Annotated in this window: 23 protein-coding genes and 1 pseudogene; 10 read left to right on the plus strand and 14 right to left on the minus strand. The window is 60.3% G+C overall.

All coding sequences use genetic code 11. The features are described 5' to 3' along the window. Positions 1 to 32 precede the first annotated feature (32 nt). The 6 genes from Uis1B_RS02440 to Uis1B_RS02465 all read left to right on the plus strand — a co-directional run bounded on the left by Uis1B_RS02440 (position 33) and on the right by Uis1B_RS02465 (position 5,326). Positions 33 to 2,165, plus strand: coding sequence for a glycoside hydrolase family 36 protein (locus tag Uis1B_RS02440; protein ID WP_165782690.1), 2,133 nt, complete (start codon positions 33 to 35; stop codon positions 2,163 to 2,165). 20 nt (positions 2,166 to 2,185) lie between these two features. After that, positions 2,186 to 4,000 (plus strand): glycoside hydrolase family 43 protein, encoded by a 1,815-nt coding sequence (locus Uis1B_RS02445; RefSeq protein ID WP_165782691.1) that lies wholly within the window; start codon positions 2,186 to 2,188, stop codon positions 3,998 to 4,000. A gap of 182 nt (positions 4,001 to 4,182) precedes the next feature. Next, positions 4,183 to 4,416: a type I restriction-modification system subunit M N-terminal domain-containing protein gene (locus Uis1B_RS02450; protein ID WP_207763363.1), complete on the plus strand. Its 234-nt coding sequence runs from the start codon at positions 4,183 to 4,185 to the stop codon at positions 4,414 to 4,416. 26 nt (positions 4,417 to 4,442) lie between these two features. Then, the gene (locus Uis1B_RS02455; RefSeq protein WP_101615241.1) at positions 4,443 to 4,721 is read left to right on the plus strand and encodes a restriction endonuclease subunit S domain-containing protein; all 279 of its coding nucleotides are present in this window, start codon (positions 4,443 to 4,445) and stop codon (positions 4,719 to 4,721) included. 86 nt (positions 4,722 to 4,807) lie between these two features. Then, positions 4,808 to 5,065: a DUF4160 domain-containing protein gene (locus Uis1B_RS02460; RefSeq protein ID WP_101615243.1), complete on the plus strand. Its 258-nt coding sequence runs from the start codon at positions 4,808 to 4,810 to the stop codon at positions 5,063 to 5,065. Positions 5,066 to 5,074: 9 nt separating this feature from the next. Continuing rightward, complete coding sequence (locus Uis1B_RS02465; RefSeq protein WP_101615245.1) at positions 5,075 to 5,326, plus strand: DUF2442 domain-containing protein; 252 nt, start codon at positions 5,075 to 5,077, stop codon at positions 5,324 to 5,326. 279 nt (positions 5,327 to 5,605) lie between these two features. On the opposite strand, the pseudogene Uis1B_RS12285 reads toward Uis1B_RS02465, so the two are convergent. Continuing rightward, positions 5,606 to 5,903 (minus strand): annotated as a pseudogene (locus Uis1B_RS12285) (IS30 family transposase); the annotation flags it as partial. Positions 5,904 to 5,953: 50 nt separating this feature from the next. Continuing rightward, positions 5,954 to 6,475 (minus strand): hypothetical protein, encoded by a 522-nt coding sequence (locus tag Uis1B_RS02475; protein WP_133124808.1) that lies wholly within the window; start codon positions 6,473 to 6,475, stop codon positions 5,954 to 5,956. A 199-nt stretch (positions 6,476 to 6,674) separates the two neighbouring features. On the opposite strand from Uis1B_RS02475, the gene Uis1B_RS02480 reads away from it, so the two are divergent. Beyond that, positions 6,675 to 7,634, plus strand: a complete 960-nt coding sequence (locus Uis1B_RS02480; protein ID WP_101615249.1) for a deoxyribonuclease IV — start codon at positions 6,675 to 6,677, stop codon at positions 7,632 to 7,634. 131 nt (positions 7,635 to 7,765) lie between these two features. On the opposite strand, the gene Uis1B_RS02485 is transcribed toward Uis1B_RS02480, so the two are convergent. The 9 genes from Uis1B_RS02485 to rpmB form a co-directional block, all read right to left on the minus strand. Continuing rightward, complete coding sequence (locus tag Uis1B_RS02485; protein WP_101615251.1) at positions 7,766 to 9,427, minus strand: metal ABC transporter substrate-binding protein; 1,662 nt, start codon at positions 9,425 to 9,427, stop codon at positions 7,766 to 7,768. A gap of 270 nt (positions 9,428 to 9,697) precedes the next feature. Continuing rightward, complete coding sequence (locus Uis1B_RS02490; protein ID WP_165782692.1) at positions 9,698 to 10,030, minus strand: lectin-C; 333 nt, start codon at positions 10,028 to 10,030, stop codon at positions 9,698 to 9,700. 131 nt (positions 10,031 to 10,161) lie between these two features. After that, positions 10,162 to 10,563: a Fur family transcriptional regulator gene (locus tag Uis1B_RS02495; protein ID WP_243390225.1), complete on the minus strand. Its 402-nt coding sequence runs from the start codon at positions 10,561 to 10,563 to the stop codon at positions 10,162 to 10,164. A 233-nt stretch (positions 10,564 to 10,796) separates the two neighbouring features. Next, a complete protein-coding gene (rpmF, locus tag Uis1B_RS02500; protein WP_101615253.1) occupies positions 10,797 to 10,964 on the minus strand; it encodes a 50S ribosomal protein L32 in 168 nt (55 codons plus the stop codon). Continuing rightward, positions 10,964 to 11,086 carry a ribosomal protein bL36 gene (locus Uis1B_RS02505; protein WP_094661937.1) on the minus strand — a complete coding sequence of 41 codons (123 nt, stop codon included), beginning with the start codon at positions 11,084 to 11,086 and terminating at the stop codon, positions 10,964 to 10,966. The genes rpmF and Uis1B_RS02505 overlap by 1 nt, the downstream gene beginning before the upstream one ends. After that, a complete protein-coding gene (locus tag Uis1B_RS02510) occupies positions 11,083 to 11,358 on the minus strand; it encodes a type B 50S ribosomal protein L31 (RefSeq protein WP_101615255.1) in 276 nt (91 codons plus the stop codon). Before Uis1B_RS02510 ends, Uis1B_RS02505 begins: the two co-directional genes overlap by 4 nt. Before the next feature lie 98 nt (positions 11,359 to 11,456). After that, positions 11,457 to 11,762 carry a 30S ribosomal protein S14 gene (gene rpsN / locus Uis1B_RS02515; protein WP_101615257.1) on the minus strand — a complete coding sequence of 102 codons (306 nt, stop codon included), beginning with the start codon at positions 11,760 to 11,762 and terminating at the stop codon, positions 11,457 to 11,459. A 24-nt stretch (positions 11,763 to 11,786) separates the two neighbouring features. Next, positions 11,787 to 11,957 (minus strand): 50S ribosomal protein L33, encoded by a 171-nt coding sequence (gene rpmG / locus Uis1B_RS02520; RefSeq protein WP_101615259.1) that lies wholly within the window; start codon positions 11,955 to 11,957, stop codon positions 11,787 to 11,789. 272 nt (positions 11,958 to 12,229) lie between these two features. Then, positions 12,230 to 12,469: a 50S ribosomal protein L28 gene (gene rpmB, locus Uis1B_RS02525; protein WP_101615320.1), complete on the minus strand. Its 240-nt coding sequence runs from the start codon at positions 12,467 to 12,469 to the stop codon at positions 12,230 to 12,232. A gap of 170 nt (positions 12,470 to 12,639) precedes the next feature. Here rpmB and Uis1B_RS02530 point away from each other — a divergent pair, with 170 nt between their 5' ends. After that, the gene (locus Uis1B_RS02530; RefSeq protein ID WP_101615261.1) at positions 12,640 to 13,911 is read left to right on the plus strand and encodes a hypothetical protein; all 1,272 of its coding nucleotides are present in this window, start codon (positions 12,640 to 12,642) and stop codon (positions 13,909 to 13,911) included. A gap of 133 nt (positions 13,912 to 14,044) precedes the next feature. After that, a complete protein-coding gene (locus tag Uis1B_RS02535; RefSeq protein WP_101615264.1) occupies positions 14,045 to 14,965 on the plus strand; it encodes a metal ABC transporter solute-binding protein, Zn/Mn family in 921 nt (306 codons plus the stop codon). A gap of 194 nt (positions 14,966 to 15,159) precedes the next feature. Here the strand turns inward: Uis1B_RS02535 and Uis1B_RS12510 are convergent, their stop codons facing one another. Beyond that, a complete protein-coding gene (locus tag Uis1B_RS12510; RefSeq protein ID WP_369299097.1) occupies positions 15,160 to 15,234 on the minus strand; it encodes a 50S ribosomal protein bL37 in 75 nt (24 codons plus the stop codon). A 103-nt stretch (positions 15,235 to 15,337) separates the two neighbouring features. Further along, entirely contained in the window at positions 15,338 to 16,288 is a 951-nt protein-coding gene (locus tag Uis1B_RS02540) for an aldose 1-epimerase family protein (protein ID WP_101615266.1), read from the minus strand. A gap of 252 nt (positions 16,289 to 16,540) precedes the next feature. Between Uis1B_RS02540 and Uis1B_RS02545 the strand changes: the two genes are divergently transcribed. Continuing rightward, positions 16,541 to 17,572, plus strand: a complete 1,032-nt coding sequence (locus tag Uis1B_RS02545) for a 4-hydroxy-3-methylbut-2-enyl diphosphate reductase (RefSeq protein WP_101615268.1) — start codon at positions 16,541 to 16,543, stop codon at positions 17,570 to 17,572. A 51-nt stretch (positions 17,573 to 17,623) separates the two neighbouring features. Here the strand turns inward: Uis1B_RS02545 and ybaK are convergent, their stop codons facing one another. After that, positions 17,624 to 18,127, minus strand: a complete 504-nt coding sequence (gene ybaK, locus Uis1B_RS02550) for a Cys-tRNA(Pro) deacylase (protein ID WP_101615270.1) — start codon at positions 18,125 to 18,127, stop codon at positions 17,624 to 17,626. Positions 18,128 to 18,190 lie beyond the last annotated feature (63 nt).

Raw genomic sequence — 18,190 nt, forward strand, 5'->3', positions numbered from 1 at the left:
CCATGCTCGGCAAGCGACGTACGAGGAGTACCATGCGAACGATTCTTTTGCGGGCCACCGTAGACGAGACGACGGCCATCTACCGACGTGACGACAGAACCGGCATCGTCGAACTGCTGCTCGTACCGTCCAACGTCACCGGCGATGAGAACGAGTCCGCCACGGTACTGCGTGACGACTGCGAGGCGGAACCGCTCGTCCAGGCCAAGGTCATAGGAGACGACTACCCATTCGGCTTCTCTCAGGGACGTACCATACGTAATTCGCAGACCGTGACGCGCATGCGGTTCGGCGACCCGCGGGTCATGCCCTCTTCGGATGGCTCGGTGACGGTTCATACGCGCATCGACGATCCGCGAGGATGGCATTACGAGCATGATCTGATCATGACCGCAGCCCGCCGGGCCGTGGAGATCCACACGTCGGTGATCAACGATTCAGCCAAGGCGGTCACGTTCGAGATGCTGTCCAGCTTCACGCTCGGCTCGCTGTCACCATTCTCATCCGGACTCGCTCCGGAGACGCTTACCCTGCATCGCATGCGCAGCACATGGAGCGCCGAGGGTCGCCTGCTGTCCCAGCCGGTCGAGGAGCTTGAGCTTGAGCCCAGTTGGCAGCGGTATTCCGCCAACTCCGTTCGGTTCGGCTCGGTCGGGAGCTTTCCGGTGCGTGAATGGGTGCCGTTCGTGGGACTTACCGATCGGGTATCCGGCGTGACGTGGGCTGCGGCCACCACGCATGCATCCAGCTGGCAGATCGAAGTGTACCGTCGCGACGAGGGATTGAGCCTGTCCGGCGGTATCGCCGACCGCGAATTCGGCCAATGGACGCATACGGTGAGGACGGGCGAACGCTTCGACGCGCCCAAGGCCGTGCTGGCCGTTGTGCGGGGCGGGGTGGATGATGCGGCTCAGGCAGTCGCCGGCAATGTACGTCGATATCTTCGCGTGCCGGACAGCGAACGTCATCTGCCGATCATCTTCAACGAATTCTGCTCCACATGGGGCATGCCCACCGAAAAGAGCGTGCTCGAACAGCTTGACGCGGTCAAGGAGCTTGGCGTTGAGTATTTCGTCATCGACGCCGGATGGTTCGACGACAGCGCCTTCGAGGCATCCAGCCGCTTCGGCAAATGGAACGTCAGCGCAAAGGCGTTCCCTCACGGAATGAAGCCCGTTGTCGATGCGATCCACGACGCCGGGCTCAAAGCCGGCATATGGTTCGAATTCGAAATCGCCGGACGCCAGGAGCCTGACTGCTTCAACAGGACGGAATGGCTGCTCAAACGCGATGGTCTGCCCATCACCTCCGGCAACCGTCGTTGGTGGGATATGCGCAACCCGGATGTTCGGGACTACCTTGCGCATAAGGTCATCGACATGCTGCGTGACAACGGATTCGACTACATGAAGGTCGACTACAACGAGACCATTGGCGTCGGATGCGAAACGCCCGGCGATTCGAGCGCCTCGCTCGGAGACGGCCTGTACGGCCAGATTCAGGCGTCGCAGGACTTCTTCCGACGCATCCGTCATGAGCTGCCTGATCTGATGATCGAGATCTGTGCGTCCGGCGGGCATCGGCTTGTGCAGTCATTCATGGAGATCGGTGCGATGGCCAGTTTCTCCGACGCGCACGAATGCGATGAGATTCCGGTGATCGCAGCGAACATGCATCGCATGATCCTGCCGCGTCAGTCGCAGATCTGGGCGGTGATCCGCGACGAGGATCCGGCGGAGAAACTCTACTATCAGATCTGTTCCGGCCTGCTTGGGCGCCTATGCTTCTCCGGTGACGCCAATGCGTTCTCCGGTGAGAAGAACGCTGTGATCCGCGACGGCGTGGCATTCTACCGGGCCGCGGCGCCGATCATCGATCATGGCGTGAGCACATGGCATGGACCGTCCCTTGGCAGTTATCGGCATCCAAGCGGATGGCAGGCGATCGTGCGTCACGGCGATCGCGGTGCCGAAAGTGAGGGTCGTACGCTCGTGGTGGTTCATTCGTTCCATGATTCGCCCGACGTCATCACCATTCCCGTAGGCGATGCGACTTCGACGATCGATCGTGAATTCCACCGCGATGGCATCGAAGTCACGTTTGCCGATGCAACGCTGAACGTGAAAGGTCTGCGTGATTTCGACGGCGTTGCCGTACTACTGTAATCCGCGACAAAGGAGTTCACATGACCACGATGATCCATAACCCGATCCTTCCGGGATTCCATCCCGATTCCAGTGCCCTGCGCGTCGGCGGCGACTACTACATCGCCACCAGCACCTTCGAATGGTGGCCCGGCATCGACATCTACCATTCCAAGGACCTCGTCAACTGGGAGTGGATCGCTGCTCCGGTGAACCGGGAATCCCAGGTGAACCTGCTCGGCAACTACAACTCCGGATCGCTGTGGGCCCCGCACCTGAGCTATGCCGACGGCAGGTTCTGGCTCGTCTACACCGACGTGAAAAGCTATGCGCCGTTCAAGGACACGCTCAACTACGTGATCACCGCACCCGACATCCGCGGGCCGTGGAGCGAACCGTATTTCCTGACCGCCTCCGGCTTCGACCCGGCCATCTTCCATGACGACGACGGACGCAAATGGTTCCTCAACATGCTCTACGACTATCGTCCGGGGCACGCGAAGTTCGCCGGCACGGTGATTCAGGAATTCGACCCCGACACCATGAAGCTCGTGGGGGAGCGCAAGCACTTCTACAAAGGCACCAAGCTCGGCGTGTGCGAAGGGCCGCAGATCCTCAAGCGCAACGGATACTACTATCTGCTGTGCGCGGCCGGCGGCACCGGATACATGCACGCCGCCACCGTGGCCCGTGCGCGTACCCTCGAAGGTCCGTTCGAGGATTCGCCGTATACGCCGCTGCTCACCACTCGTGACGAGCCGACCAATCCGCTGCAGAAGTCGGGCCACTGCTGCTTCCTCGAAATCGGCGACGAATGGTACGTGACCCAGATCTGCGGTCGGCCGCTCACCGAACGCGGCAACTGCACGCTGGGCCGAGAAACCGGCATCCAGAAGATCTACTGGACCGAGGACGGCTGGCCACGACTGGAGAACAACACCATCAGCCCCGACCTCGACGTACCCGCACCGAAGATCGCCCAGGGCGTCGTGCAGAACCTCGATCACTCCGAACGCATCAACTTCGCATCTTCCTCCTCTGACCTTCCCCTCGAAGGAAAGTCCCTTCCCTCTTGCCTTCCCCTCGAAGGAAAGTCCCTTCCCTCCTGCCTTCCCCTCGGGGGGAAGGTGTCGGCGCAGCCGACGGATGAGGGGACGGACGATCTGACGGATGAGGGGGCCGAATCCCCGCGGATCCAACCCCCGACCCCGCTCACCTCCGTCACCGATCCCGCCATTCCTCCGAGCCTCAAGACGCTGCGCACGGCGCTCACGGCCGAACGGGACTACAGTCTCACCGCACGTCCCGGTTGGCTGCGCCTCTACGGCGGGCAGTCGTTGCGCTCGCAGCACAAGCAGAGCCTGTTCGCCCGACGCTGGGAGCACTTCGACTTCGACGCGGAAACCGTGATCGACTTCGATCCGAGGAACTTCCAGCAGATGGCCGGTCTGATCCTCTACTACGATACCGAAAACTGGATCTATGCGTGCATCACCTTCGATACCGAAGGCACCGATACCCGCGTGCTGCAGATCCTGCGCTGCGACCACGAGGAACTGACCTACGGCTGCGGGCAGGTGGAGCTCCCGGGAAACGACCCGGTGAAGCTGCACGTCGAGGTTCGCGGCGCCGAGGCGCGGTTCTCCTACGCGCTGGTCGACGAGACCGGTGCCGCCGGCGAGCTCAGGCCGCTCGGCGACGTTCAGCCCGCCGATCATATCAGCGACGACTATGTGGAGCGGTCGATCAAGGGCTGCGCGTTCACCGGCGCGATGCTGGGCATCTGTGCGCAGGATATGGACGCCCACGGCTCCCACGCCGACTTCGCATACCTCGACTACGAGGAGCGGCACTGAGCGGTACCGAGCGGTACCGACTGTCTGTCGGTCCGTGTCCGGGCTGTGCCTTCGACCATTCGGGCTGTGCCTTCGACCATTCGGGTGTGCTCCTAACTATCCGGGCTGTGTCCTTGATCTCCCGTTCCATACGGTCTGCGATGATGTCGTAGGCTGTATGGAACGTGGAGGAAAGGACGGCGATGATCACTGGGGCGGTCAAGAACAAGGTCGATGACATCTGGCAGCGCATGTGGGAGGGAGGTGTCACCAATCCGATCGAGGTGATCAGCCAGCTCACCTACCTCATGTTCATGAAGTCGCTGGATGACAAGGAGCTCGAAGCCGAGAACATGGCCGAGTTCACCGGACAGCCGCTAACCGACCCGATCTTTCCGCAGACCCCGGAGGGCCAGGCCTTCCGGTCGCCGTGCTGAAGGTTCCGGCCAGCATTAATCAGGATATGAAAGCACTGCTGCCCAAGAAGGAATGCAATGCCGTCTTTCTTGCCTCCGCATTGCGGAATCGGGAAGCGCTGTTGCTGGCCGAAACCGGAAGCTCCGCACACGGGACGAAAAAACTCGATACCACCGTACTGGGGAATGTTCCCATTCCGGTGGCATCCGTCGAAGAACAGAACGAGTTCGTCACGCAGGTGGAGGCGTTGAAGTCCACCGTCATTACTGAGTACGACCGTCTCAACACCCTCTACAACAGTCTCGCCCAGCGCTATTTCGCCTAGCTTCACGAGCCCGTTCGGTCTGTTGCTGGCATTGTAGGATGGTTGATGTATCGGAATCATGTTTCGCTTGCCGGAAGGAAGTTGCCATGCCGATTGTGAGTATGTTCTTCGGCATCATCGTGCGAATGTATGCGGATGATCATAATTCACCGCATATGCACGTGGAATATCAGGGTTCAAAAGCGGTGTATTCGTTGGACGGTGAGCTTCTTTCCGGTGAGTTGCCACGCAAACAACACCGATTGGTGCAGGCTTGGGCCGCAATCCACGAAGAAGAGCTGCAGGCTTCCTGGGAAGTTTGCCATGAAGGCGAACAGCCCATGCGGATTGAACCGTTGCGATAGGAGCATGTCATGTCATTCCTTGATTATCTGTGCGAAGTTACCGAAGTGAAACCGTTGGACGATTACAAACTCCGTGTGACATGTTCGGACGGGGCTACGGGAATCTTCGATATGGAGAAATATCTTGACCATGGCGAATTCCGGGCATTGCGTGAGCCCGGCATGTTCAAAAGTGTGCGGATCGTCGCCGGCGCCCCGACCTGGTCGAACGGCATGGATATAGCCCCCGAAAGAGTTCGATCGGATATGGTGGTCGCGTAATACGGGCCTTCAGGGATTATGGCATCCCCATGCGATACGTGATGCACTTCGTTCGTCAGGGGCTCGCCGCACACGGCGCAACCGGGTGTGTTCATCCACCCAATTTGCCGCTCCAACGCGAAAGCTGTCCAGTTGTTGTCCCGCAAGGCCTTACGGCCTGTTACGGACACACATTCCGGCCGACCCCGAGTTCCCCGCCCATGCAACACGAACAAGGGAAACGCTCACTGCCGCATAGGAAAACAAGCCAAAGTGCGCAAAAAATCGGGCCTTATCGGATTTGCCGTTGCGGTTCTTGTTCGTGCCCCTCTGGTAAGGGGAGTACGGGTCCGCGAAATACGTCAGCATGCCGAGCTCCTCGTCCACGAGCAAGTGGTAGAAGGATTCCGCACCGTTGCCCCATGTGCGATTGATGCGCGCCGGGCGGGGATCCGGCTGTGTAGATGTCGTATTCGGCGCGCGGTCGCTAGGGCGCTCTTGTCGGGGATAAGCCGGGCGAGCAGGCGTCGACCTGCGTGCCGATGCACCGTCTCGACGGGGATGCGTCGGTCACGGTGTCGGATTCGAAGTGGCCGAACGTGATCGTCTCAACACCCTCTACGACAGCTTCGCCCAGCGCTATTTCGCCTAGATTCGCGAACCCGCGGATTCGCTCACCGTTTCCGCCGTGCACGGCCGACCATCATCGCCATGCCTCCGCGGAATCGGTGAGGACCGGTGCTCTGAGTTTTCGGATGGCTGTTGCTTTAGCAGTTGCTGTGCTGCGGCCGTATCGTTGAGGAATCCGATGGATATGTTGAGGTTCGTGAACAGTAGGGGATCCTTGCGCGTCTCGGGGTGGCTGAGGTATGCGTCTTGTATGGCGTGTATGAGTTCCGCATTTTGAGAGTATTCCGCCAGCTCGTCAGTGACTTCGCTGACGCGTTCGAGTTCTTCCGGGGTTGCTTCCGAGCGAAGATAATGGATGGTTCCGTCCACGTCTTCCAGTAGGGCGTCCGAGAGGTCCTTCCAGTATCGGTCGAGCAGATACGAGTCCTCCGGATGGATGTGAGGGTACCGCGCCATGATCGCACGCACCTTGTCCACGTCAAACATGATTGCTGTTCCTTTCTCTATCGACGTTTGTTCCTGCTTTTTCTCTTTTTCCATAGGTAGGCGGGTTGTGTTTCCGCGGGAAACACGGTGCTGGCCTGTCCTTGTCTTTTGATGACGCCGACCCGGACGTTCTTCCAGATACCCCAGATAATATGTCCGTCCGGGGCGTCGCACCTTTGACCGTTCGCTCCATACGGTCTGCGATGATGTCGTAGGCTGTATGGAACGTGGAGGAAAGGACCGTGATCGGCATATGGGGAATAGTTCGGCGGAACTGTATATCGGATCGCATCTGTCCACATCGGGCGGCTGGAGCAAACTGATCGAACGGTCTCATGAGGAGGGCGGCACGACGTTCGCGTTCTTTCCGCGCTCGCCGTACGGCAGACGGTCGAAGGCGCTGGACGAGGCTGGCGCCGCGGGGTTCGCCGGGCGTCTGACGGCCGAACAGTATGGTCCGCTGGTCGTGCATGCGCCGTACGTATACAATTTTGCGGCCAAGGACTCCGCCAAGCGTGAGTTCGCCGTCAACGCGATGATCGAGGATATGCGGCTGCTGTCGGCGATTCGCCATGCCGGGCAGTCGCTGTATCTCAACGTGCATCCCGGCGCGCATGTGGGGCAGGGGAGTGAGGTCGGATGCCGGCTGATCGCCGAAAGTCTCAGCCGTGTGCTGATCGCGCTTTCGACCGGGGCGGGAGCGTACGGCTCCGATGGCGAAATCTCCGTCGTACCGATTCTGCTGGAGACCATGGCCGGCAAGGGCACCGAATGCGGGCGAACCTTCGAGGAGATCGCCGCGATCATAGACGGCATCGAGCAACGTTGCGAAGACGCCGGCGTGCCTTGCACCATACCGGATGCGACCGGGACGGGATCCGAGCCGCTCGTCGGCGTCACCCTCGACACCTGTCATGTGCTCGATGCCGGATACGATCTGGTGAACGACTTCGACGGCGTGATCGGGGAGTTCGATCACGTCATCGGCCTTAGCCGGCTCAAAGCCATCCATGCGAACGATTCCATCAATGGCCTGAACTCGCATAAGGATCGTCACGCGAACATCGGTGACGGTGCGCTCGGTCTGCCGTTCTTCGAACGCATGGTGAACGATCCGCGGCTTTGCGGTCTGCCGATGATTCTCGAGACCAAGGAACTGACGCCGACCACCCACCGCGACGAAATTGCGTTGCTGAAAGGCCTGTGTCATTAGGGGGTCTGTGTCGTTAAAGGGGATCTGCACAGAACGATTGATGCTTCACGACGGGTTGCCATACGGGTGACGTGATGGGCGGCAGCGCTTTCGTGTTCCGCCCATCACGTCACCGGATACTGGCTACGGGATCAGTGCGCCAGCATCTCCGTGGCGACCTCCTTCGCGCTTAACGAGGCCGGATAGTAGGTGGGCCAGTTGTCCATCTCCTTGAGCGTCTCCTCCTGGGAGCCGTCGCCCATGAAGATGTGGAAGTGGGCTGACTTGCCCGGCTTGATGCCGTGGTCGGAGAACTGCACGACCTTCGGAGCGCCGTCCGGCACGTCGCCGGTGGCGGTGAACAGGTAGCGCACGCCGCGATTGCCCTTGGCGTAGTCGAGAATCCTGAATCCGTCGTACTTGTAGGTGGCGGTCGTGGTCTTGCCGCCGCGGGTGAAGCTCATCTCATTGCCCTTGATGATGATTTTCTCCACGTCGGTCTTGTAGCCGGTGTCGTAGTACTCCTTGTATTCCTCGGCGGTCATGTCGCCCTTCTTGGCCTTCGCCTCCATGACGGAATCCAGCGTGCCGTCTTTGAGATACGGGTATACGGACTGCCATTCGCCCTCGTAGTCGGCGAGCGTACGGTCCTTCACATCCTGCGTGAGGAAGTAGCCGTTCGTGACGTCGGTGGCCAGGGCCTGGTTGGTGATGGAGGTCAGCCATTCAAGCAGGGTCTTCTTGTTTTCGGGCAGCTGTTCGGTCACCGAGATGATCGTCTTGTTGTGGCTCTTCGCCGCGGCGTCCAGCTTCTTGGCGAACTCGCCCATTTCCTGCGGGTTGACGACGAGGATGTCCACGTCCTTGCCTTCGATCACGCCGATGGCGTTCTTCAGATCGGATGCCGAAGGCTCCGCTTCGCTGTTCATGGCGTTGGTGTAGGTGGCGGGCGTCTTGTCCACGGCGCCGATGTAGTCGAGCAGATAATTCGCCACGGATTCCGTCGCTGCATAATGCCGTTCGACGCCTGCGGTGCGGCCCTTGTTCACCAGTGCCACGAACTGTGCGTAGTCGCCGTTCCATGCGTTGGAATGGCGTTGCACCGTGGCTTCGGTTGCGCCGCCGTCGGGGGCCGCGTCGGCGTATGCCTTCGTGATGGCCTGCGATGCCTTGAGCACGGCGTCGGGGCTGAACCACAGGTGCGGATTCGTGGAACCGTGATGGTGATGGTGGTGCCCTTCCTCGCCTTCGGCGCTTTCTTCGTGCTCGTGCGAGTGCTCCTCGGTGGCGGTGATGCCCATGAGGTCGCCGACGTTCACGATCCTCTGTTTGGAGGGGTCGAGCTGCGCCTTTTCCGCCCATCCGTCGTATCCGGCGCCGTTGAGCACCACGATCTGGGCTTTCGAGAGCTTCGCGAGATCCTGCGGCGTGGCCTCGTAGTCGTGCGGGTCGGCGGAGGTGGAGTTGATGAGCGAGGTCACCTTCACGCATTTCCCGCCGAGCTCCTCGGCCAGTGAACCCCACTGGTTCACCGATGCGACCACGTCGAGCGTGACGTCGCAGGAATCGGCGACGTCCGAAGCGTTCGACGTGTCGGCGGCAGCAGCGGCGTTCACGCCGTTCAGCGGATGTCCCGCGCGATAGGCGCTTCCTGCGGCGAACGAGCCGATGATCAGGGCGGCTGCAAGGGCTCCGCCGCCGATGGCGTACAGGATGCCGCGCCGCCTGCGGGGTGAGGCGGCGTTCTCCGCGGAACCGTTGGGGTTGTTGGAATTGCCGGCGGTGGGGGAATCATATGTTGTTTCGTCGGTCATGAGTGTCTTTCTACCAAGGTGTATTTGCCTTCGCCATCATCATATCTAATGATAATCATTATCGCAAATGAACGAGCGTGGACTGATTGTTTCCCTCGTCGCGCGCTATGGTCGAACACGATGCAGACGAAGGCGTCAAAGGAGTCAAGGACGTTAGGTGGGACGTCGTCTTCAACTCGCTGATCGTGATGCATACGCAAAGAGCGGGGGAGGGAAATGATTCCCTCCCCCGCTCTTCGTTGAAGTCGATCGCGAACTTTTCCTTGGAGATCAGGCGGCGAGCTCGGCCTTCAGCTCCTTGAGATCGGCAAGGATCTCCTCGTGGCACTTCTCGTTGGTGTCGAAAGCGAGGTGGCAGAAGGCGCACTCATGGCCTTCGCGGTTTTCGTGGCAGGCGTGCGCGCAGTGCTTGCCTTCGCAGTGCTTGCAGTCGGCGTCGTTGCAGCAGTCGCCGGTGAAGCAGCAACCGCAGCAGCCGCAGGCGGCCACGCCGTGCTCGTGCTTGGTTGCGTCGAACTTGGCCAGATCGTCCTTGCAGACCGCGAAGGTGCCCTCTTCGGTAACGATCTCGTAAGCGTGCTCGTCGTAGTTCCTGATGGTCATGATATGAATCTCTTTCCGTATGATGCCACGCCCGCTGTCGATTGCTCCGGCATGTCGTCGTGGCGTTCCCTTGTGACGCATGTCAATATACGCACGAAGCCATGCGGGAGAAAAAATAGTGAAAGCGATTATCAGTCAGATAGATCATTGCCGTGCGAATGCGTTTTCGCACAATGCTCGCACAGTCCGAATATTTCAAGATCGTGACTGATCTCGGTGAAGTGCACCTTTTGGGCCGTCTGCTTGACCCACTGCTCCAATCCGGGGATTTCGATTTCGATGGTGAGGCCGCATTCCCGGCATACGATGTGATGATGATGGCTGTGGTCGGAGCATTCGCGGTAGAGCGTCTCGCCGTGGAGATGCAGGGTATCGAGTTCCCCCGCCGAGGCCATGAGCTGAAGGTTGCGGTATACGGTGGCCGTGCCGATGCCAGTGCCTTGTTCGCGCAGTATGCCCGCGATCTCCTGGGCGGTGGCGAACCGAGCGAGGCCGGCCATGGTGCGGGAGAGCAATATACGCGGCCGTGTCACACGTTTCGTTGGCATCTTGCGCGGTTCGTCGTTCATGAGGCCCTCGATCAACTCCGTATACTAAACGAAAATCGTTATCATAATTATATGGGTGATGGACATTGAGGCTGGAGCCGTTTGGGGAATGTGCGTATGCGCGGTAAGTCCTCCTACGCCGCTGCGGGGAGAGAGGGTGACACCCGTGGCAGCATAGGAGGCCTTACCGGCGCGGCGCGAGGCTGCGTTCCCTGTGTTCAGACCTCGATATACCCTTTGCGCGCGGCGGCCGCCAAATGTTGTGGCACTTGAACCGTGCGACCGTCCGGCGTGGTCACCGTGGCAAGGCTTACCGGCTTCGCTTTCCAATTGGCGCGACGTGAATGCGTGTTCGCGCGGGATGTCCTGACTTTCGGATTTGCCATCAGCCCTGCCTCGCCTTCCATCGCGGGTTTTTCTTGTTGATCACATAGGTGTGGCCGCGTCTATGCACAACCACGGATCCTGGTTTGTTCGCCATGGATCGTATCGACGCCTTGACTTTCATGCCTGTTCCTTTCGCGCGTTACGTCCGTATCGGGCGTTGAACTTCTGCACCTGACCGGCGGTGTCGAGCACCACGTTTTTGCCGGTGTAGAAGGGGTGGCTGTACGAAGTGATCTCCGTGACGACGAGAGGGTAGGTGCGGCCGTCCTCCCATTCGATGGTCGGTAGCGTTTGCGCATTGCCGGCAAGGGTGGAACGGGTGAGGAACGTTTTGCCGCAGGAGTTGTCGCGGATCACAACCGGTCCGTAGACGGGATGAATGTCGTGTTTCATGAGCTTTCTTTTCGTGTTGGTTCTTTGTGGGTTTCCTGACGAATCTCTCTATGAGTGATTGAGGAATCGAGTCATGGTCAAATGCTGCGTGTTGCAGGTCACCAGCTGGATTTGACGACGCCCGGCAGGTTTCCGGCGTGGGCCAGTTCTCGCATGCGGACGCGTGATACGCCGAATTTGCGAAGGTAGCCGCGCGGTCGACCGTCGATGGAATCCCGATTGCGCAGCCTGGTGGGACTGGCGTCGCGGGGGAGCGCGTGCAGAGCTTGCATCGCGGCCTCGCGTTCTTCGATGCTGACGTGCGGGTTCACGCTGGTCTTCTTCAGTTCGGCGCGACGTGCGGCGTATTTCGCCACTGTTCGTTCACGACGTTGCTGTTTGGCGATACTGCTGTTTTTGGCCATTGATGTAATCCTTTGGGAAGTTGCTTACCGGGTTTCGCGGAATGTGACTTTGCGTTTGACGATCGGATCGTATTTCAACAATTCCAGTCGGTCCGGCGTATTGCGTCGGTTCTTGCGCGTGGTATAGGTGAATCCGGTGCCTGCGGTGGATCGCAGGGTGATCACCGGACGGATCTCTGATGATTTTCCGGCCATGGTGCGGCTTTCTTGGTGATGATGGATGACATGAACGGCGACGTGTGACGTGAACGATGGTTCGGTGTGCGATGACGCGGCTGCGAGACGCGCCGATTCCGTAGGTCCTTACGGGGGATCGATTCAGCGTCGCCGAAAGAGGGTTGCCGGCCGATGAAGATGGGAAGAACGACCGGCAAGTCTGTGATGTTGTTCCGGATCCGGAGCTCTCTGCTGAGCATGACGGCACTCAGTGCGTATAACCATGCTCAGCAGAAAGGAGCGCGATGCGGTCAGGGCCTGATTTCACCGATTTGGATGAGTTCGGCGATCACGGAGTCGATGCCGCGACGGTCGATGGTTTTGATGCCGCGTGCGGACACCGTGAGGGTAACGCGACGACCGAGCGATGGTATCCAATAGGTCTTGCGCTGCAGATTCACATTGAATCGTCTGCGTGTTTTTCGATGTGAGTGGGAGACGCTGTTGCCGACGCCGGCGCGGCTCCCCGTGACTTGACAATGTTTGCTCATGGCTGTCATCATAGCTAATGAAAATCATTATCACAAATGGGTGATCGGAAAACCGATGGCCGGACAATATTGACAGCGTCTGGCGGGGGATGCGCTTCGGCGTGTCGCAATAGATGTCGGTCTGGATATCGTTTCGGCGATAATCCGATCGTGCCGTGGAAAAGGACAATATGAACAACAATGATGTCGATCGTGAAGCGTGGCGGAAAACATCGCTGCCTGATCGCGTGATTCTGCTGACCGGGATGGAACGGCTGCCGCGGGATCTTGTGGCGTTCTGTGCCGAAAACGAAAAGGACGTGTGTGTTATTCATTACTGCGTGGAGCGATTTGAGGACGCGAACGATGTGGGGAGCGGTATCTGCCTCGTGCGGTCGGTGCAGGGCTGTGGCTTGGTGCCGCATGGCAGGGAGCGTTTGCCGATGCGTGAATGCTGCGTTACCTGCGCCATCAAATCCGATGCCGAGCGCATGGTGGCCGGGTTGGGCAGAGCCGTTCGTCGGTGCGGCATCCGGTCGGGCATCACGTTTGTTGTGGTGCTGCCGGTCGGCTTGCAGGCGTTCCCGATCGCTCGGTACATGGAGGACTGCTTCGCGTTCGCCGACGACATCGGTGATCATGGTGAAATGGTGCCGACGCCGCGCGTGTCTTCCGTTGTCTCCGTAGTGGATGGGGAGAGACTGCGGGCCTGTCTGTTCGATGATGAGCCATTCTCCGGTGGAGGCGACGGCGAGGGGGATGCGGCTGCGCCGGTCGATGACGACCGAAGCGTCGGGGAGATTCAGGCGACGCTGCTTCGTGAGGCGGATCGACTGCTTGTTATCTCCGACGGTTCGGGGGAATCTCCTGCGGATTGCGGGCTCGCGTGGATGGGAGAGCTGGTTGTCCAGATTCATGGAGGCGAGGCCGTGGACATCGAGCGTGCCTGCGACGCTGATTGGGGCGCCATTGCCGGCGGCCGGTATGACGCCGGCGCCGCGCATCGGCGTCTTGATGCGCTGACGTTGCATACGGAATGTGGCGAGGCGAGCCGGGTGCATGAGCCGGTGCGATTGATCTGCATGTCGGATGGATTCGAGTCGACGATGGTTCATTCGGTCCGGCCCGTTCATCCGGGGCGACTGTCCGCCTTGCTCGGAGGATTGGAGGAGAACGGATCGGCGTCCCGCGTGCATATTCGTGGTCATTTCACCGTGCCCACGCGTCCGTTCTCGGTGTTCGTATGGGATGGTGGTCCGGGTGGAGTTTCCATCGAGGAACTGGATAACTCCGGTGGCGATCTGCCGTGCATGACCGTATTGCAGGTGGTGTCCGAGGGGCATACGGATATTCCGTTGCGATTGGAGTGGCTGTTGCTGACCGACGAGGAGATGCATGTGCCGGCTACGTCCTGGTTTGATCAGACCGATGAATTCACGTTGTGGAGCGTATCGGGAATCTGATCGACGACACGCTGATGATAATAAATCTCATTAACTGGGTATACTGTTCGGCGGAACTGTTGATAACGGATATCAATAGCGATATGAATAATACTGCAATGGGATCGGCTCCGAGTGAGCGGAGGAGAGTGCAATGAACATGACGAGTATGACCAAGCGTGCGGTGGCCGCGGCGGCGGCGCTGGTGATGGCTGCGGGTCTCGCGGCCTGTGGGGGAAGCTCATCGGATTCGGCGTCGGAGTCTGCCGGCAATGGGGGAGACGCCAAGATCACCGTGGTGGCCAGCATCAACCAGTGGGGTTCCGTGGCCGCGGATCTTGGCGGTGACAAGGTTGACGTCCAGTCGATCATGAAGGCCACGAACGTCGAGGCGCATGACTACGAACCGACCTCCGCCGACGTGGCTTCATTCAACAAGGCGCAGATCGCCGTGGTCAACGGCGCTGACTACGACCCGTGGGCCTCCAAGGCCGCCGGGGGTACGAAGGCCACCGTGGTGAACGCCGCCGAAACCGACGGCATCAAGGAAGGCGACAATCCGCACGTCTGGTTCTCCAAGGACGTGCGAGAGAAGACGGCCGATGCCATCACGGCGGCTTATGAGAAGGCTTTGCCCGACCAGAAGGACTACTTCGAACAGCGGCACAAGGCGTGGGAAGAGCGCGAAAGCAAGGTCGAGGACAAGATCGAGGCCGCCAAGGCGAAGACCGAAGGCGTGCCGTACGCCGCCAGCGAATCAGTGGCCTGGTACCTCGCCGACGATCTCGGTATGACCGACGCCACCACCAGTGGATACAAGAACGCTTCGGCCAACGAAAGCGAGCCGTCCCCCGCGGACATCAAGCAGTTCTCCGACGCGCTGAAGGCCGGAAAGATGAAGGTGTTCGTGCTCAACACGCAGGAGGCCAACGACACCACCAAACAGCTGGAGACGGCTGCCGCCGAGGGTAAGGTTCCGGTGGTGAAGCTCACCGAGCAGATGCCGCAGGAGTACACGGATCTCACCGATTGGATGAGCGCGCTGGTCGATGACTTCACCGCTGCGGTGAAGTAGCCGTCGATTTCCGGGAATGCCGGATTCGTGAGGAATCCCGTGGATGGCCTTGGGTTGTCTGCGGGATCCTTGCTGTTTGATATATGGGGCCATGCTGCACGGTGATCGAATTACGAGGTATGGGCGATGACCACGAAAAAGGGGCTGTGGAAGTTCGATGACTTCCACAGCCCCTTGCCGTATAACAACACGACTCAGGCGTTCGGCCTCTTGCCGTGGTTTGCAGCCTTCTTGCGACGATCGCGACGCAGACGTCCGCGCTTGCCCATAATGGACTCCTTTACTGGAAATGAAAATAAGCCTTGTGGATTATCTCACATCCATCCGGAATTCACAAATTGGCAATGCGGCGTTTTCCGGAAGGACTGCCGGTCAGGCCTGTTCGGCGCGCAGGAACAGCTTGGTGGTGCTGGTCTCGCCGGGCTTGATGACGATCAGGTCCTTGCCGGTGTTGAAGGCGTTGGCGTAGGCAGTCTGCGGCTCCACGGCCACGCCGGACGCGTGCTGGAACGCCGGGAACTTCGTGCCGGTGCACATCTGGAAGGAGGTGACGGTCTCGTCGCCGCCGATGGTGATGGTCATGCCGTCCGGGCGCTCGAACTTCGCGGCCACGGTGCCGTCGGCCTCGTGATGCACGTCGGTCCACGCATCGTCATACGGCTGCTGGTCGAGCAGCATCGGCTTGCGGAAATCATACTTGGTGCCGTCCACGGGCTCGGTGCCGGTGGGGATCAGGTTCTCGTCCACGGTCACATGGGTGTCGGCGGGAATGGTGATCTTGCACTGGGCGTTCTGACCGTCGATCTCGTCGCCGTAGCCGTTGAAGCCGTTGGCCAGCCACGGATGGATGGCAAGGGCCCACGGAGCGTTCGTATCGCCGTTGTTGTAGGCGCTGACGGTGACGTGCAGGCCGTCGGCATCCAGTTCATGCGTGGCGGTCACCAGCAGGTCGAAGGGGTATCCCAGCATGTTCGGTACGCGCCACGTTTCGGTGACGGAGCTTTCGGTCAGGGCTTCCAGCTTCCAGTTGGAGCGGTATCCGTAGCCGTGGATGGCGGTGTTGCGGTCATGCTCGTCGATCGGCAGCGTGTAGGTCTTGCCTTCGAAGGTGTAGACGCCGCCCTCGATGCGGTTGGGGAACGGCACCAGAATCTGGCCGTGGCAGCAGGTCACCGGGCTGTCGGCGGACAGCGGGACGATCACATCCTTGCCCTGGTAGGTGAGCTTGCGCAGCGTCGCGCCGACCTCGGTGACGACGGCCTTGTAGTCGCCGTACTGGATGCTGTACTGCTGTCCGGAACGCGGAGGGAGAATCTTAGCCATAATGTGAATCACTCCTACGTGAATGTCATGACGATAATTGCCTCGGCAACTGTTGTTACCGTTAACAGTCAGTCTAGCGCCCAAATATCGAAAGCGTCGGTCCGGTCGGCAATGTTATCGATTTGATGTCGTCGGTTCAACGGCGATACGGACCGCATGCCAACCGCTTCGTTACCGGACGCTACCGCTAGACTGGGGGAAGTCGATCGAAACCGTACTGTGAGCGGCATCGTACCGGAAAGGCGTGAGTGAATGGGCAAGAGCATCGTACTGGCGGATCCGAGGGGTTTCTGCGCCGGCGTGGACCGTGCCATCCAGACGGTCGAGACGATTCTCAGAACGGCGCGCGGTCGAAGCGCGGAGGACGGCTTGACCGGTGTCGCCGACGAGACGGCGGTGCCGCCGGTGTACGTTCGCCGGCAGATCGTGCACAACCGGCATGTCGTCGGCGATCTGGCAGCCCAGGGCGCGGTGTTCGTGGAGGAGCTGGACGAGATCCCCGAATCCGCGGTGAAGGCCGGCGTGCCTGTGGTGTTCTCGGCGCACGGCGTATCCCCGGCTGTGCAGGAGGAGGCCCGCCGGCGCGGCATGCATGTGGTGGACGCCACCTGCCCGCTGGTGAGCAAGGTCCATCGCGAGGTGCTGCGCTACGTGAAGGAGGGCTATGAGATCGTCTACATCGGCCATCGCGGTCACGACGAGGCGGTGGGCGTGGTGGGGGAGGCCCCCGACCACGTTCATCTGATCGAGCATGTGGACGACGTCTCCTCACTGGACTTCACCGAAGACGACAGGCTGGTCTATCTTTCCCAGACCACGCTGTCCATCGACGAGACGAGGGATGTGATCGAGGCGCTCAAGACACGGTTCCCGTGGATCATCGAGCCGCCGAGCTCCGACATCTGCTATGCCACGCAGAACCGGCAGACCGCGGTGAAGTCGGTGGCCGAGAAGTCGGACTGCGTGGTGGTGGTGGGCTCGGCCAACTCCTCGAACTCCGTGCGGCTCATGGAGGTGGCCGAGCAGGCGCTCGACGGACGCGGACATGCGCACCGGGTGGACGATGCGACCGAACTGGATCCACGCTGGTTCGACGGGGTCGAGGCCGTGGGCGTCACCTCGGGCGCATCGGTGCCCGAGGATCTTGTCTCCGGCGTGGTGAAGGCGCTGGAAGCGCTCGGATACGATGACGTTTCGTATGTGACGACCACGAAGGAGAAGATGCATTTCGTACTGCCGGCCGAACTGCGCTCCGCGGCGCGGAAACAGGATCGCCATCGATAGCAGGCGGTGACTTCGGCGTTCGCCTTCGGAGAGGCGAGACTACGGCGGGGGCTACCAGGTGGCGATCGGCGCGGTAATGGCGTCGAGCACCGCGATCAGGTCTTTCGGTGCCACGCCGATGCTGAATCCGCGCTTGCCTCCGGAAACGAGGATCTCGTCGAACCGCAACGCGCCTTCGTCGATCACCGTCCGATGGCGTGTCTTCTGCCCGAGCGGCGAAATGCCGCCCACCACATAGCCGGTCTGCCTCATGGCCTTCTTCGGATCGGCCATCGCGGCCTTCTTCGCGCCCACTGCGGAAGCCAGCGCCTTCATATCCAGATGCCCGCTCACCGGCACCACGCCGGTCACCAGCTCCTCGCCGGTGTCGGCCAGCAGCGTCTTGTACACCTGATGCTGGTCGAACCCCAGCTTCGTGGCGGCCTCCACGCCATAGCCGTCGTCCATATGATCGTTCGAATGCTCGTACTCGTAGATATGGAAATCGACCCCGGCACGCTCCAGCTGCAGCGTGGCCGGAGTCGATCCCTTGCCTTTCGCGTTCTTCTTGCTCATACGCACAGTTCTACCAACCAGCCGGAATCGGCGTCGAGTCCGATGCACAGGGCTGTCGCATCA

This window comes from Bifidobacterium margollesii (assembly GCF_002860355.1).
Classification (GTDB): domain Bacteria; phylum Actinomycetota; class Actinomycetes; order Actinomycetales; family Bifidobacteriaceae; genus Galliscardovia; species Galliscardovia margollesii.